At 74.2% G+C, this 14,959-nt stretch carries 10 protein-coding genes; 6 read left to right on the top strand and 4 right to left on the bottom strand.

What is annotated here, in order from left to right:
• The first annotated feature begins 186 nt into the window (after positions 1 to 186).
• From B5P21_RS10200 to B5P21_RS10185, 4 genes are all read left to right on the top strand, one after another.
• Positions 187 to 801 carry a lytic transglycosylase domain-containing protein gene (locus B5P21_RS10200; RefSeq protein WP_236688828.1) on the top strand — a complete coding sequence of 205 codons (615 nt, stop codon included), beginning with the start codon at positions 187 to 189 and terminating at the stop codon, positions 799 to 801.
• A 71-nt stretch (positions 802 to 872) separates the two neighbouring features.
• Positions 873 to 2,603, top strand: a complete 1,731-nt coding sequence (locus tag B5P21_RS10195) for a cation:proton antiporter (protein WP_045527576.1) — start codon at positions 873 to 875, stop codon at positions 2,601 to 2,603.
• A 35-nt stretch (positions 2,604 to 2,638) separates the two neighbouring features.
• On the top strand, positions 2,639 to 2,935 hold the full coding sequence (locus tag B5P21_RS10190) for a hypothetical protein (RefSeq protein ID WP_045527577.1): 297 nt from the start codon (positions 2,639 to 2,641) through the stop codon (positions 2,933 to 2,935).
• Positions 2,932 to 3,666, top strand: a complete 735-nt coding sequence (locus B5P21_RS10185; RefSeq protein WP_045527578.1) for an alpha/beta hydrolase — start codon at positions 2,932 to 2,934, stop codon at positions 3,664 to 3,666. Before B5P21_RS10190 ends, B5P21_RS10185 begins: the two co-directional genes overlap by 4 nt.
• Before the next feature lie 15 nt (positions 3,667 to 3,681).
• Here B5P21_RS10185 and B5P21_RS10180 read toward each other — a convergent pair whose 3' ends face one another.
• The gene (locus B5P21_RS10180; protein ID WP_094171104.1) at positions 3,682 to 4,740 is read right to left on the bottom strand and encodes an AI-2E family transporter; all 1,059 of its coding nucleotides are present in this window, start codon (positions 4,738 to 4,740) and stop codon (positions 3,682 to 3,684) included.
• Positions 4,741 to 4,768: 28 nt separating this feature from the next.
• On the bottom strand, positions 4,769 to 6,544 hold the full coding sequence (locus tag B5P21_RS10175) for a coiled-coil domain-containing protein (RefSeq protein ID WP_045527580.1): 1,776 nt from the start codon (positions 6,542 to 6,544) through the stop codon (positions 4,769 to 4,771).
• Between the two features lie 284 nt (positions 6,545 to 6,828).
• Between B5P21_RS10175 and B5P21_RS10170 the strand changes: the two genes are divergently transcribed.
• Positions 6,829 to 8,682: a DUF8094 domain-containing protein gene (locus tag B5P21_RS10170; RefSeq protein WP_094171103.1), complete on the top strand. Its 1,854-nt coding sequence runs from the start codon at positions 6,829 to 6,831 to the stop codon at positions 8,680 to 8,682.
• Entirely contained in the window at positions 8,679 to 9,674 is a 996-nt protein-coding gene (locus B5P21_RS10165; protein WP_045527582.1) for a tetratricopeptide repeat protein, read from the top strand. Before B5P21_RS10170 ends, B5P21_RS10165 begins: the two co-directional genes overlap by 4 nt.
• 75 nt (positions 9,675 to 9,749) lie before the next feature.
• Here B5P21_RS10165 and glgB read toward each other — a convergent pair whose 3' ends face one another.
• Positions 9,750 to 12,347 carry a 1,4-alpha-glucan branching protein GlgB gene (gene glgB / locus B5P21_RS10160; RefSeq protein WP_094171102.1) on the bottom strand — a complete coding sequence of 866 codons (2,598 nt, stop codon included), beginning with the start codon at positions 12,345 to 12,347 and terminating at the stop codon, positions 9,750 to 9,752.
• Positions 12,344 to 14,500, bottom strand: a complete 2,157-nt coding sequence (locus tag B5P21_RS10155) for an alpha-1,4-glucan--maltose-1-phosphate maltosyltransferase (RefSeq protein WP_378108714.1) — start codon at positions 14,498 to 14,500, stop codon at positions 12,344 to 12,346. Before B5P21_RS10155 ends, glgB begins: the two co-directional genes overlap by 4 nt.
• Positions 14,501 to 14,959 lie beyond the last annotated feature (459 nt).

Here is a 14,959-nt window from a genome sequence, read left to right as displayed (position 1 = left end):
GGCCGCTCCTCCCCACCCCGTCCGCCTGGCAGGACGCCCCCGATCCGGCGCGGGAGTCGCCATCCGGGTAACGGTTGGGTAAAGTCATCCGGAGTCATGGGTAGACACACGAACGCACTCGCTCCTCGCCAGCCGCTCACCACCGCTCCGAGGGCCGTCCCCCGACGGCGCTCCGCGTTCTCCCGGGTGGCCGCCCCGACGATCGCGTTCGGCGCCGCTGCCGCGTTCATGCTCGTCAACGTCGTGGATCCCACGTCCGGCGCGGTCGCGAACCCGCAGTACCAGGAGTACCAGGCCACCGTCGCCCAGCTGGCCCGCGCCGACGCGCAGTCCATCACGGTGACCACGGCCGACACCGCCGTGGAGATCGAGCCCGGCTTCGAGTCCGTCGCGGCCCCGCCGCCCCCGCCTCCCGTCGTGACCCCGTCGCCGTCGACCGGGTCGGGCTCCGGCGGGAAGCCGTCCGGCTCCGGCGGCGGCGGTGCCATCGCCATCCCGGATCCGGGCAGCGCCAAGGGCATCGCCCGGAGCATCCTCGCCTCGCAGGGCATGGGCGACGACCAGTACGCATGCCTCGACTACCTCTGGACCAAGGAGTCCGGCTGGCGGGTGAACGCGTACAACCCCAGCGGTGCCTACGGCATCCCGCAGGCCCTCCCCGGCAGCAAGATGGCGTCCGCTGGGCCCGACTGGCAGACGAACCCCGCCACGCAGATCACCTGGGGCCTCGGCTACATCGACTCGCGCTACGGGTCGCCGTGCGGCGCGAAGGCGCACAGCGTCCTCAAGAACTGGTACTGATCCCCGGAGCTGCTCTCGGCTGCCCCTCGGAGCCGTGCGGGGCGACCGCTCCACCCGGCTAGCCTCGGGTCATGGACTACGCGGCTCTCGGCGTCGCCGGGATCGCGACCCTGGTGGCCGTCACGCTCCTCGCGCGGCGGATCGGAGTGGCGACGCCCCTCGTGCTGGTGCTCCTCGGCGTCGGCATCTCCTACCTGCCGGGCGTGCCGCCGGTCGAGGTGGCGCCCGAGCTGATCCTCGCGGGCGTCCTCCCACCGCTGCTCTACGGTGCCGCCGTGACCGTGCCGCTCGTCGACCTCCGCCGCAACCTTCGGACGATCGTCAGCCTCTCGGTGGTCCTGGTGCTCGTGTCCGCGTTCGGGATCGGCCTGCTCCTCTACGCCCTCTTCCCGCACCTGTCCTTCGCCGGCGCGCTGGCCCTCGGCGCGGTGGTCAGCCCGCCTGACGCCGTCGCGGCCACGAGCATCGCCCGTCGGCTCGGCCTCCCGCCGCGCCTCGTGACCGTCCTCGAGGGGGAGGGCCTCGTCAACGACGCGACCGCGCTCGTGCTGCTGCGCACCTCGATCGCCGCCGTCGGCGCGTCCGTCGACCTGTGGCAGGCCGCCGGGGGATTCGTGCTCTCCGCGGTGGGCGCCCTCGCCATCGGGGTCGTCGTCGGCGTCATCACCACGGAGGTCCGGCGTCGGCTGGACGACCCGGTGCTCGACACCGCGATCTCCTTCGCCGTGCCGTTCGTGGCCTTCATCCCCGCGGAGGAGGTGGGGGCGTCCGGCGTGCTCGCGGTGGTGGCGGCCGGCATCTGGTCGGGCCACCGGAGCGCGTCGACCCTGACGGCGCAGTCGCGCATCAACGAGAGGCTGAACTGGCGGACCGTCCTCTTCCTGCTGGAGAACGGCGTCTTCCTCGTGATGGGGCTGGAGCTCCGGGACATCATCGACGAGGTGCACGAGGCCGACCTCGGCGTGGGCAGGGCGGTGGCCTACGGGATCCTCACGCTCGTCGTCCTGACCGTCGTCCGCTTCGGGTTCCTGGTGCCGCTGCTGCTGGGGCTGCGGCGCCACGAGGAGCACGTCGCGGCGCGCACGCGCCGGGTTCGCCGCGGGCTCGAGCGGCTCCGCCGGGAGCGCGGCGACGACCGGTCGTCGCGGCGGGAGCGCGCCGCCGCGCGGATCCTGCGCCGACGACGCGCCGACCTGCGGGCCCTCCGCTCGCAGGGCCTCGGGTGGCGCGGCGGCCTGGTCCTCGGCTGGGCGGGCATGCGCGGCGTCGTGACGCTCGCGGCCGCGCAGTCGCTGCCGTCGGGCACCCCGTACCGCGCCCAGCTCGTGCTCATCGCCTTCACGGTCGCGATCGTCTCGCTGCTGGTGAACGGCGGCACGCTCCCCGCCGTCATCCGGCTGAGCGGGATCCGCGGCAGCGACGCGGTCGAGGACCAGCGGCAGCTCGCCGCGCTCGTCTCCGGGCTGGCCGACGCGGGGATCCGCGCCGTCGACGAGGGCGTGCGGCAGCTGCCCGAGGGGACGGTGGTGGACGACGAGGTCGTGGAGCGCGTGCGGCGCGACACGGCGATGAAGGCCGAGTGGGTGACCGAGCGCGCCGACGCGATGGCGGCGGACGACGACGCGCCCCTGAGCCCGCGCGCCGCGTACCTGCTGCTCCGGCGGCACGTCCTCGACGCCGAGCGCGCGGCCTTGCTCGAGGCCCGTGGCACGGGGGAGCACCCGTCGCGCGTGCTCGCCCGCGCGCAGCGCATGCTCGACCAGGAGGAGGCGCGCCTCGGTCGTCAAGCCGACGCCGGGTGACCGGACGCGGGCACGCCGCCGCCTAGGATCGGATCATGCCGCGCAGCAATCGACCCCGGGGGAGACGCGCGCGCCAGGAGGACGACGAGGACGTGCTGACGCGCCTCCTCAGCGGTTCGCAGCACACCGAGACCCGGCGCGGCCGCGTCTGGAACGTGCAACCCGTGTCGGCGGCGCGCGCCCTCAAGGTGTACCGCTGCCCCGGCTGCACCCTCGACATCGAGCCCGGCCACGCGCACGTCGTGGCCTGGCGCGCCGACGGCATGATGGGCGAGCAGAGCGACCTCGCCGCCCGCCGCCACTGGCACACCCACTGCTGGAAGGTCTCATGACGGACACCGCACCCCGCCCCATCACGAGCTCCACCGAGCTGCCCGCGCGTCGCGAGGACGTCGAGCTCACGACCGCCGACGGCCTCCGCCTCGTGGGGGAGCTCGCGCTGCCCGCCGACCGGGATCCGGTGGCGACGCTCGTGACGCTGCACCCGCTGCCCACGGCCGGCGGCTTCATGGACTCGCACGTGCTCCGCAAGGCCGCGCTCCGTCTGCCCGCGATGGCCGGGCTCGCGGTGCTGCGCTTCAACACGCGCGGCACCACATCCGCCCGCGGCACGAGCGAGGGCGCGTTCGACGGCGGGGAGGCGGAGGGGCTCGACCTCGCCGCCGCCATGGACCTCGTCGCGGATCGCGGCCTGCCCGCGCCCTGGATCGTCGGCTGGTCCTTCGGCACGGAGATCGCGCTGAAGCACAGCCTCGCCCATCCCGTCGAGGGCGCGATCCTGCTGTCGCCGCCGCTGCACCGCGCCACGGCCGACGACGTCGCCGCGTGGCACGGGGATCCGCGACGGCTCGTGATCCTCGTGCCCGAGCACGATGACTTCCTGCAGCCAGCCGAGGCGCGCGAGCGCTTCGCGTCCGTGCCGGAGGCCGAGCTCATCGCCGTGGACGGCGCCAAGCACCTGTGGGTGGGGGAGTCGCAGGTCTCGCGCGTGCTCACCGAGATCGTGCGCGCGGTGGCCCCGTCGGTGCTGCCGCTGCCGACCGAGTGGCCGACCCCGCGCTGACGCCGGGCGGGGCGGTCAGCGCTCGTTCTGCAGCGGGACCGCGACCTGGCGGATGATGAGCAGCACCGCCGCGGCGACCGGCACCGCGATGAGCGCGCCGAGCACCCCGAGCAGGGTGCCGCCCGTGAGCGCCGCGATGACGACCACGACGCTGGGCACCTTGACCGCGCGGTTCATGATGTTCGGGCTGAGCACGTACGCCTCGATCTGCATGTAGACGAGGTAGTAGATCGCCACCGCGATCCACGTGTTCATCGACTCCGGCAGCAGCACGATCTGGCCGAGCACGATGAGCGCCGAGCCGGTGATCGTCCCCACGAGGGGCAGCAGCGAGAACAGGAACGCGATGAAGGCCCAGACCGCCGGCAGGGCCGCGCCGACGATGCTGAGGTAGACGAAGCTCAGCACGCCGTTGCAGAGCGCGAGGCCCACCTGGCCCATGACGTAGCGGCCGACCGACTGCGTGATCTGCTCGGCGATGTCGGCGAAGCGCGCGCGGCGCGTGGCCGGCACGAGCTTGTAGAGGCCGCTCTTGAAGGAGTTGAGCGAGGCCGTGAAGTACATCGTGAGGATCACGACGATCACCAGGCCGAAGAGGAAGTTGCCGATCGTGAAGGCGACGGTGAGCACGTTGCCCGTGATGGTCGCGACGTTCGACGCGTTGGACAGGTACTGGATGAGCTGGTCGGCGCCGCTCTGGACGTCGAAGACCTCGCGGGGCACGAACGACTGCAGGTTCTCGATGAACTGGTCGCCGCTCACGCTCTGCGCGTACTGCACGATCTGCGTGACGAGCGCGCTCGCCTGGTTCACGACGACGGGGATGACCGCCAGCAGCACGCCGGCGAGGGAGCCGAGCAGCACCAGGAAGATCACGAGGATGGCGACCGGGCGGGGCACGCCCTTGCGCTCCAGGAACGTGACGAGCGGGTCGATGCCGAGGGCCAGGAAGACGGCGGTGCCCACGTAGGTGAGGACGGTGCCGAGCGACACGAGCGCGCCGCCGATGACGAGGGCGGTGAGCACGCCGAGGCCGGCCAGGAGGCCGAGGCGGTAGGGGTTCTGGATCTTCACGTCTCGTGGCCTCCGAGTGGGCGCGCGCTCAGCGCGCGATGGGGGATTCGTCGTCGTCGGAGGAGGAGTCGTCCGCCTGGGTCAGCACGCCGCGGACGTTCTCGAGGTACGCGGCCACCGCCTCGCGCTCGATCCTAATGCGGTCGAGGCGCTCCTCCGCGTCGGCGACCGCCTCGCGCGCACGGCGCTCCGCATCCGCCACGGTCTCGCGGGCGCGGCGCTCCGCGTCGGCGATGGCGGCGCGCGCGTCGTGGTCGGCGTCCTCCCGCACCTTCCGCGCGGATTCGCGGCTCTCGACCGCGAGCACCTCCGCCTCCGCGCGCGTGGAGGCGAGCAGGGCCGTGACCTCCTGCAGCCGCGCCTCCGCCTCGCCGAGGTACGCGGCCGTGCGGTCGGCGGCCTCGCGCTGGCGCTCGGCGGCGTCGCGGGCGTCGTGGTCGCGCCGGGCGGTGATCTCGGCGTCGAGGTCGAGGTGGCCCTGCTCGATCTCGCGGCTGAGCAGGAGGCGCGCCTCGTCGGCCTCGGCGGCGATCTCGCGCCGGGTCTCGGCGGCCTCGCGCTCGAGGCGGAGGCGCTCGGCCTCCCGGCGGTCGGCCTCCAGGGCCTCGGCCTCGGCGATCTCCCGCTCGAGGGACGCGCGCGCGGTGACGGCCTCGAGCTCGAGCTGGGCGCGCGTCGCCCGGGTCTCGCGCTCCAGGCGCTCGGTGCCCTGGGCGATGTCCCGGGCGAGGTCGGTGCGGGCCTCATCCTCGTCGCGCGCGAGGTCGCCCCGGGCGGTCGCCAGCTCGAGCTCGAGCGCCTCGCGCGTCTCGGCGATCTCCCGCTCGAGGGCGGCGCGGGTCTCCTCCACGTCGCGGTCGAAGGCCGTGCGCTCCGCGTGGATCCGGCGGTCGAAGTCGTCGCGCGACGCCTGGAGCTCGCGGTCCCAGTCGGTGCGCGCCTGCTCGATCTCGCGGTCGAGGTCGGCTCGGGTCTGCTCGTCGAGCTGGGCGAGGGCGATGCGCCGGGTCTCCTCGTCGAGCCGCAGCCGCTCCTCGGTCTCGCGCACGTCGCGGTCGAGCTCGGCGCGCTCCTCGGCGACGGACTCGTCGTGGCGTGCGCGCGCGTCGGCGAGCTCGCGCTCGAGCGCGCCGCGGGCGAGCACGGTGTCGCGGGCGAGGTCGGCGGCGTCGCGGCGGGCCTCGGCGGTCTCGCGGTCGACGCGGGCGCGGAGCTCCGCGACCTCGCGGGCGGCCTCTGCGCGCTGGGCGTCGGTGTCGCGCTCCGCGGTGGCACGGAGGTCGGCCACCTCGGTGCGCGTGCGGAGGAGGAGGGCGGCGGCCTCGCGCTCGGCGTCGCTGCGGAGGCCTTCGGCGCGGTCGTCCGCGCGCTCGTGCAGGTCGTCCGCCTCGCGGCGCGCGGCGTCGAGGATCTGCGCGGCCTGCGCCCGCGCGGAGTCCACGAGGTGGCGGGCGGTCGCCTCGGCCTCGGCGCGCTGCGCGTCCGTCTCCTCCTGGGTGGCGCGGCGGAGCCGGGCGGCGTCCGCGTCCGCCTGGGCGACCAGCCGCGTCGACTGCTCCTCGGCGACGCGGAGGGTGGCCTCGAGCCGGCTGCCGAGGCCGGCGAACGTGGGGCTGCCGACCTCGTCCAGCTCGTCGCGCAGCTCCTGCTCGCTGCGGCGGAGGCGCTCGGCCTCGGCCCGGAGCTCCGCGCCCTGCTGGTTCGAGCGGATGAGCTCGCGGCGCAGGTCGGCGACGGCCCGGTCGACCTCGTCGCGGTTGTAGCCGCGCATGGCGGGGCTGAACGGCGTGTCGTCGTGGGGCACGGGGATACTCCTTCGCGGGCGGCTCGCGGACGCCGGGCGGGGCGCAGCAGGTGCCGATCCTACCGAGTCGGCGGCGCGCGGCCCGGTGCGTCTCCCGGCCCCGGCGGGCCCGCGGCGAGGCGCTCCCAGGGTCGTCCGGTATCCTTCGATGTCGTCGTCCGCCGCCGGTCCGCCTGCAGCACGGCGGAGCGTCGCGAGAGCACCCGTGCTCGTCGGCCGCGGCGGTCGTCATCCGATCGCCGCTCATGCGGCCGCCGCCCGCGACGACACGAGAGGAGACACCCGTGCGATTCGTCCTGGCGATCGCGACCTTCGTGGTCGCGGCCCTCATGATCGGGCTGGGGATCGCCCAGCACACGTTCCTGGCGGGACCCGACCGCATCACCGCGGCCACGTCCTCCGCCGGCGGCGCCGCGTACACGATCGTCGACGGGAAGACGCTCAACGCGCACCCGGGTCTGCAGGACACGGTCGTCCGCGGCGACGGCGAGGTCTTCGCCGCCTACGGCCCCGCGTCCGACGTGGAGGCGTGGGTGGGCAGCAGCCCGTACACGCGCATCGCGATGGACGAGCAGGGCGCGCTGACCAGCCAGGTCGTCCAGCCCGAGGCGACCACGCCGTCGCCGAGCCCCACCGCAGGCGCCTCGGGCGCCGACGCGTCGGGCACCGCCGCCGAGGCGACGCCCACCGTCACCGATCCCCGCGGGTCCGACCTCTGGCTCTCCGAGCAGACCGGCGAGGGCGAGGTGTCGCTCAGCACCCGGCTCCCGGACGACGTGAGCCTCATCCTCGCCACCGACGGCCAGGCGGCGGCGCCGGCCGACGTCGAGCTGTCGTGGCCGTCCGAGGGCGAGTCGCCCTGGGTCGTCCCGCTCGTGGTCGGCGGCATCGTGCTGCTCGTGGTCGGGCTCGTCCTCTACCTCCTCGCGCTCCGCCACCTGCGCCGCAGCCGCGGCCCGCGCCGCAACCTGCCTCCGCGCGGCGGCCCGCGGATCCCGCGCATCGGCCCGGCCGCCCGTCGAGCGGCCCTCACGGCCGGCTCCGGGGCAGCACCCGTGGCGCCCAAGGGCCGCGGTCGTCGCGGCCTCGTCGCGCTGCCCGTCCTCGTCGTCACCGGCCTCGCGCTCAGCGGCTGCACCGCGCAGGGCGCGCCGGCCGACCTCGCCGCGGGTGCGGGATCCAGCGCGACGCCCACCCCGACCTCGTCGCTCGATGCCGCCCGCGAGGCGGAGGACGCCGATCCGCCCGTCGTCAGCCAGGACCAGGCCGACCGCATCGTCTCCCGCGTGTCCGAGGTCTCCACCGCGGCGGACCAGTCCCTCGACGCCGCCGCCCTGACGCCCCGGTTCGCCGGCCCGGCGCTGCAGGAGCGCACCTCGGACTACCAGGTGCGGAAGGCCAAGCCCGACATCGCCGCCGTCCCCGCCATCCCGGCCGGCGACCTCCAGCTGACGCTGCCGCAGGCGACGCTCACCTGGCCGCGCACCGTCGCGGCGGTCGTCAAGGACCCCGACACGGAGGACGCGCCCACGCTGTCCCTGACGCTCGTGCAGGACAGCCCGCGCGACAACTACCGCGTCCTCTACGCCATGCCCATCTCCACCACGGCGGCGCTCCCGGACGTGGCCCCGGCCGCCATCGGCGCGGCGCGGCTCGCGGCGGACGTGAAGCTCCTGGCCGTGCAGCCGGATCAGCTCTCCGCGGCCTACGCGGACGTGCTCAACAAGGGCGACGCCAGCCAGTACGCCGGCCTCTTCGACCCGACCGACGACGGCGTGCGGGCGCAGGATGCGAAGCGCAAGACCGACTTCCCGGCGTCCATCGGCGAGACGGGCACGGTCGAGTTCGCCGCCACGGCGGACACGGCGACGCCCGTGGCGATGTCGACCGTCGAGTCGGGGGCGCTCGTGAGCGTCACCGTGCAGCTGGGCATCGTCGCGAAGCCGACCGCCGAGGGCGCGAAGGTCAACGCGAACCCGGAGGTCCAGGCGATCACCGGGCTCACCGACTCGGCGAAGGGCTTCGACACCGTCCGCACGGCGCAGATGCTCATGTACGTGCCTCCCGTGAACTCGGGCGAGAAGATCCGCCTCTACGCCTCCAGCACCCACATCACCTCGGCCAAGGAGCTCCCATGACGAACGTGCCCCCCTCCGCCGCCAGCCTCCGCGGCGCGGTCGACCTGTCCTCGCTCGTGAACCGGGCGCAGGCGCCGGCCGCGCCCGCGGGCGGATCGCCCGCGGCGGGTGCGCCGGACGCCCCCGGTGCCCCCGTCGACGGGACGGGCGCCCCGCAGACGGTCGACGTCCCCGGCCTCGTGCTCGCGGCCGACGACGCCTCGTTCACGCAGTTCCTCGACATCTCGTCCGTGGTGCCCGTCATCGTGGAGCTCGTGTCGACGGGGCTCGCCTCGAGCCGCGAGCTGTCGCCCGTGCTCGAGCGCGTGGTCACCGAGCAGGCCGGCCGCGTGCTGCTCGTGCGCATCGACGTGGACCAGAGCCCGCAGCTCGGGCAGGCCTTCCAGGCGCAGACCGTCCCCACGGTCGCCGCGCTCATCGGCGGCCGTCCCGTCGGGCTCTTCGCGGGCGTGATCCCCGAGGACCAGGTCCGCGACGTCATCCAGCAGGTGCTGGAGCTGGCGCAGCAGAACGGCGTGACCGGCCGGGCCGTCGCTCCCGACGCCTCCGCGGAGCCCGCCGCCCCGGTCGAGGAGCCGCTGCCGCCGCACCACGCGGAGGCGTACGCGTTCATCGAGCAGGGCGACTACGCGTCGGCCGCCGCCGAGTACCGCACGGCGATCGCGCAGAACCCGCGCGACGCCCTCGCGGTCGCCGGCCTCGCGCAGGTCAGCCTCCTGCACCGGCTCGACGGGAAGGCGGCGGACGAGATCCGCAGTGCCGCCGCGGCCGCGCCCGAGGACGTGGAAGCGCACCTGCTCGTCGCCGACCTCGACCTCTCCGGCGGGCACGTCGAGGACGCGTTCACGCGCCTGCTCGAGCTGTTCCCGTCGGCGGACGCCGAGGGCCGCGAGGCCGTGCGCCAGCGCCTGCTCGAGCACTTCGAGGTGGTCGGCCTGGATGACCCGCGGGTCGCCGTGGCACGCCGCCAGCTCACGCGCCTCCTCTACTGACGCGCGTCCCGCCACGACGACGACGGCGCCGCATCCCCGAGGGGATGCGGCGCCGTCGTCATGTGCGCGGTCCGGTCAGACGGTGGGCACCCGCGGGGTGCCGTCGTCGGATCCCGGGGCGTCATCCGTCGCGGACAGGCCCTCGACGGGCGGCCGCGCGTCGGGCGACTGCGGGAGGACGGGCGCGGCGGTGGCCTCGGCGAACGGCGTGCCGTCGGCACGCGACTCGTCCGCGTCGGGGGCCGCGTGCGCGGGCGCCTCGACGGGCGTGAGGTCGGCCGGATCCTGCTTCAGCCGCAACCAGAGGCCCGCGAGCGGCGGGAGGGTGAGCTCGGCGGAGGCGGGACGGCCGTGCCAGCCCTCGTCGCCCGCGTGGACGGCGCCGAGGTTGCCGACGCCGGACCCGCCGAACTGCTCGGCGTCGGTGTTGAGGATCTCCTCCCACACGCCCGGCTGCGGCAGCCCCAGCCGGTAGCCCGAGATGGGCGCTCCGGAGAAGTTGTGCACGACGGCGACCTGGTTGCCCTCGCGGTCACGGCGGAGGAACGCGAGCACGTTCCGCCCGGCGTCGCCCGCGTCGATCCACTCGAAGCCGGCCGGGTCGTTGTCGAGCGCCCACAGCGCCGGGGTGTCGACGTAGGTGCGGTTCAGCGAGCCGACGAGGTCGAACAGGGCGCGGTGGACGGGCTGGTCGAGGATCCACCAGTCGAGCCCGCGCTCCTCGCTCCACTCGGACACCTGCCCGAACTCCTGGCCCATGAACAGCAGCTGCTTGCCGGGGTGCGACCACATGAAGCTGAGGTAGGCGCGCACGTTGGCGAGCTTCTGCCAGTGGTCGCCCGGCATCTTGCCGACGAGCGAGCCCTTCCCGTGCACGACCTCGTCGTGGCTGATGGGGAGGAGGAAGTTCTCCGTGTACGCGTAGACCATGGAGAACGTGATCTGGCCGTGGTGGTACGCGCGGTACATCGGGTCCTCGGCCGCGTAGTCGAGCGTGTCGTGCATCCAGCCCATGTTCCACTTGAGCCCGAAGCCGAGGCCGCCGTCGCTCGTGGGGCGCGTGACGCCGGGGAAGCTCGTGGACTCCTCCGCGATCATCACGATGCCGGGGTGGGTGCGGTACGCGGTGGCGTTGACCTCCTGGAGGAACGAGATCGCCTCGAGGTTCTCGCGGCCGCCGTGCGCGTTCGGCAGCCACTGGCCCTCCTCGCGGGAGTAGTCCAGGTACAGCATCGAGGCGACGGCGTCGACGCGCAGGCCGTCGATGTGGAACTCCTCGAACCAGTACAGCGCGTTCGCGACGAGGAAGTTGCGGACCTGCGAGTGGCCGAAGTCGAAGACCAGCGTGCCCCAGTCCTGCTGCTCGCCGCGGCGGGGGTCGGTGTGCTCGTAGAGCGGCTGGCCGTCGAACTGCGCGAGCGCGAAGGCGTCCTTCGGGAAGTGGGCCGGGACCCAGTCCACGATGACGCCGATGCCGGCGCGGTGCAGCGAGTCGATGAGGTACTTGAGGTCGTCGGGGGACCCGAAGCGCGATGTGGGCGCGTAGTAGCCGGAGACCTGGTAGCCCCAGGACCCGCCGAACGGGTGCTCCGCGAGCGGCAGGAACTCCACGTGCGTGTAGCGCAGCTCCTGGAGGTAGGCGACGAGCTCGCCGGCGACCTCGCGGTAGCCGAGGCCGGGCCGCCAGGATCCGAGGTGCATCTCGTACACGCTCATGGGGGAGTCGTGCGGGTCGCGCGCGGCGCGCTCCTCGAGCCAGGCGGCGTCGTCCCACTGGTAGTCGCTCGTCTCGACGCGCGAGGCGGTGGCGGGCGGGACCTCGGTCATGCGGGCCATGGGGTCGGCCTTCTCGATCCACTGGCCGGCCTGCGTGAGGATCTCGAACTTGTACGAGACGCCGGGCTCGACGCCCGGGACGAAGAGCTCCCAGACGCCGTTGCCGTCGAGGCGGCGCATCGCGTGCTGCACGCCGTCCCAGCCGTTGAAGCCGCCGATGACGCGCACGGCCCGGGCGTGCGGCGCCCACACCGAGAACGAGACGCCCTGATACGTCTGCGCGACGCCCCAGTGCTCGCGGTGGTGGGCGCCGAGGACGTCCCAGAGGCGCTCGTGGCGGCCCTCGCCGAAGAGGTAGAGGTCGAGGTCGCCGACGGTGGGGAGGAAGCGGTACGGGTCGTCGCTCGTCCAGGTGCCGCCGTCGGAGTAGCGGGCCTCGACCTGGTAGTCCTGCAGGCCGAGCACATGCGCGCCCTGCCAGACGCCGTGGCCCACGTGGGCCAGGGCGACGCGGGCGCCCGTGGAGAAGATCACCGAGACCGCGTCCGCGAGCGGACGCAGCGCGCGGACGACGACGAGGTCGTCGCCGACGCCGTCGATGTCCACGGGGTGCTGGCCGAGGACCGAGTGCGGTCCGGAGTGGACCCCCTCGGCGACGGCGCGCAGGTCGTGGTCGGCGAGCTCGGGGAGGCGGATCGGGTCGGCGGCGGAGGCGGAGGCGGAGGCCTCCTCGGCGGCGCCGTCGTCGGCCGCGGGCACGGCCACGTCGGCCGCGGGCACGGCCACGTCGGCGCCCTGCTCGGGGTCGGCGTCGGCGGCCGGCGGCACGACGACGTCGGCGCCCGGCAGCTCGTCGCGGGGGTCCTGCTGGGGGGTGGTGTCGGTCATGTCCGTCATCCCTTCGATGCGGTCGGGTGGACCCGGAACACGTGCACGGGGTGCGTGAACGCGTCGAGCCGGACGAAGCTGGAGGTCGACCACGTGTAGACGTCGCCCGTGAGGAGGTCCTCGACGTCGAACACGGCGTCCTCGGCGAGGCCGAAGCGGGTCGGGTCGAGGTAGACCTGGGTCTCGCGCGCAGAGTGCGGGTCGACGTTCGCGACCACGAGGATCGTGTCGGCCTCGCCCGTGCCGGTGTGCTCGGCCGCGAGGTGCTTGGAGTAGACGAGGATCGAGTCGTCGTCGCTCCAGTGCACGTCGAGGTTCCGCAGCTGGCGAAGGGCGGGGTGCTCGCGGCGGATCTCGTTGAGGCGCGTGATCTCCGGCGCGATGGATCCGCCGAGCTCCTCCTGGCGGGCCCAGTCGCGCGGCTTGTACTCGTACTTCTCGTTGTCGATGTTCTCCTCGGCGCCGGGGCGCGCGACGTTCTCGATCAGCTCGTAGCCCGAGTAGATGCCCCACGACGGCGACGCGGTCGCCGCGATGGCGGCGCGGATGCGGTACGCGGCCCGCCCGCCGAACTGCAGGTAGGGCGTGAGGATGTCGTGCGTGTTCGCGAAGAAGTTCGGGCGCAGGTAGTCGCTCGTCTCGTGGCTGACCTCGGTGAGGTACTCCTCGAGCTCCTTCTTCGTGTTCCGCCACGTGAAGTACGTGTAGGACTGCTGGAACCCGATCTTGGCGAGCGTGCGCATCATCGCGGGGCGCGTGAAGGCCTCGCTGAGGAAGATCGCGTCGGGCTCGTCGCGCATCACCTGGTGGATGAGGCGCTCCCAGAACACGAGCGGCTTGGTGTGCGGGTTGTCGACGCGGAAGATCTTGACGCCGAGGCCGAGCCACACGCGCATGACGCGGAGCATCTCGCGGTACGACCCTTCGGGGTCGTTGTCGAAGTTCAGCGGGTAGATGTCCTGGTACTTCTTCGGCGGGTTCTCCGCGTACGCGATCGAGCCGTCGGGCAGCGTCGTGAAGAGCTCCGGGTGCGTCGTGACCCAGGGGTGGTCGGGCGACGCCTGGAGCGCGATGTCGATCGCGAGCTCCATGCCGTGGTCGGCGACCGCCTGGACGAACGCGCGGAAGTCCTCGACCGTGCCGAGCTCCGGGTGGATGGAGTCGTGCCCGCCGTCCTCGGAGCCGATGCCGTACGGCGAGCCCGGGTCGTGCGGGCCCGCGGTGAGCGTGTTGTTCGGGCCCTTGCGGTTGGTGCGGCCGATGGGGTGCACCGGCGGGATGTAGACGACGTCGAAGCCCATGTCGCGGATCGCGGGGAGGCGCTCGGCCGCGGTCGCGAACGTGCCGCTCGTCCAGGAGCCGTCCTCGTGCTGGACGGCGCCCTCGGAGCGGGGGAAGAACTCGTACCAGGAGCCGACGGCCGCGCGCTCGCGCTCGACCACGATCGTGCGCTCGGGCGAGAGCGTGACGAGGCTGCGGAGCGGGACGCGGTCGATGGCGGCGAGGACCTCGGGGGTCGTCGCGGCGGCGAGGCGCGCGGTCGGCGTGGCGTCGACCTCGGCGATCGCGGAGAGCGCGGCGCGGAGCACCTCCCGGTCGGCGGCGTCGCGGGCGTCGTCCGCCGCCGCGCGCTCGAGGGCCTCCGCGCCGAGGGCGAGCATCACGTCGACGTCGAGGCCCGCGGGGACCTTGATCTCCGCGTTGTGCAGCCACGTGCCGAAGTCGTCCGACCACGCGCTCACGCGCCAGGTCCAGGCGCCCTGCGTCTCGAGCTGGGCCGTCGTGATCCAGCGGTCGAGGCCGGGCTTCGAGGCGTCGAGCGTCATGCGGTGCGCGGTGACTAAGCCGGTCGGGTCGGTGAGGAGGACGTCGGCGCCGATGAGGTCGTGGCCCTCGCGGAAGATCGTCGCGCCGAAGGGCACCACGTCGTGGACGAAGCTCTTGGCGGGCCAGAGGTCGTCCTCGATCTGCGGGGTGAGCGACAGGATCGGGATGCGGCCGATGACGGGGACGTGGTCGTCGGACGCGGGCTCGGCGGCGGGGGTCGGCGGCGTCGAGGACGACGAGTCGACGGCCGGCGTCGGCTCCGCGGGCTGCGGGGGCTCGGCGGCCGAGGGCGTCGGCTCGGCGACCGGAGCCGCGTGGCGGGGCGTCGAGGGCACGGGGGCGGCCGGCTCCGGCGCGAAGGCGCCCTCCGGGGCGCGCTCGGCGGGGGCGGCGGGCAGCGGCTCGGGTGCCGCGACGCGCTTGGGCTCCGGCGCCGCGGGCGCCGGCGTCGACGGGATCACCGGCGGCTGCGGCTCCGGGGCCGCAGGGGCGTGTGCCGCCTGCGCGGGCGCCTCGGGGATCAGGGGGAGCCGGGGCTCGGGCGGCTGCTGGGCGTCCTGGAGCTTCTGGGCCTTGGCGGCCTTGCGGGCTGCACGGCCGCGCACCGGGCGGGGGAGGGGATCGGGTCCGTCCTGGGGTGTGGTCACTGTTCGACCGTAGCCCGTGCGCCGTCCGGCTGTCGCTCGCCGCGGCGGTGGCGGGCGCCGTGCGGATGCCCGACGCCCGTGCGTCACCGGCCGTGCGCCCGGCGGCCACGGGCGCTCCACGCGCGGGGCGGACCCTGGTGCCCTGCC

The sequence above is a fragment of the Clavibacter michiganensis subsp. insidiosus genome, from assembly GCF_002240565.1.
GTDB lineage: Bacteria > Actinomycetota > Actinomycetes > Actinomycetales > Microbacteriaceae > Clavibacter > Clavibacter insidiosus.
This window is presented reverse-complemented; position numbering and strand designations above follow the sequence as displayed.

Coding starts and splice junctions, on each gene's coding strand:
- B5P21_RS10195 (WP_045527576.1), top strand. CDS start 873: ATGGACTACGCGGCTCTCGGCGTCGCCGGGATCGCGACCCTGGTGGCC.
- B5P21_RS10190 (WP_045527577.1), top strand. CDS start 2,639: ATGCCGCGCAGCAATCGACCCCGGGGGAGACGCGCGCGCCAGGAGGAC.
- B5P21_RS10185 (WP_045527578.1), top strand. CDS start 2,932: ATGACGGACACCGCACCCCGCCCCATCACGAGCTCCACCGAGCTGCCC.
- B5P21_RS10165 (WP_045527582.1), top strand. CDS start 8,679: ATGACGAACGTGCCCCCCTCCGCCGCCAGCCTCCGCGGCGCGGTCGAC.
- glgB (WP_094171102.1), bottom strand. CDS start 12,347: ATGACGGACATGACCGACACCACCCCCCAGCAGGACCCCCGCGACGAG.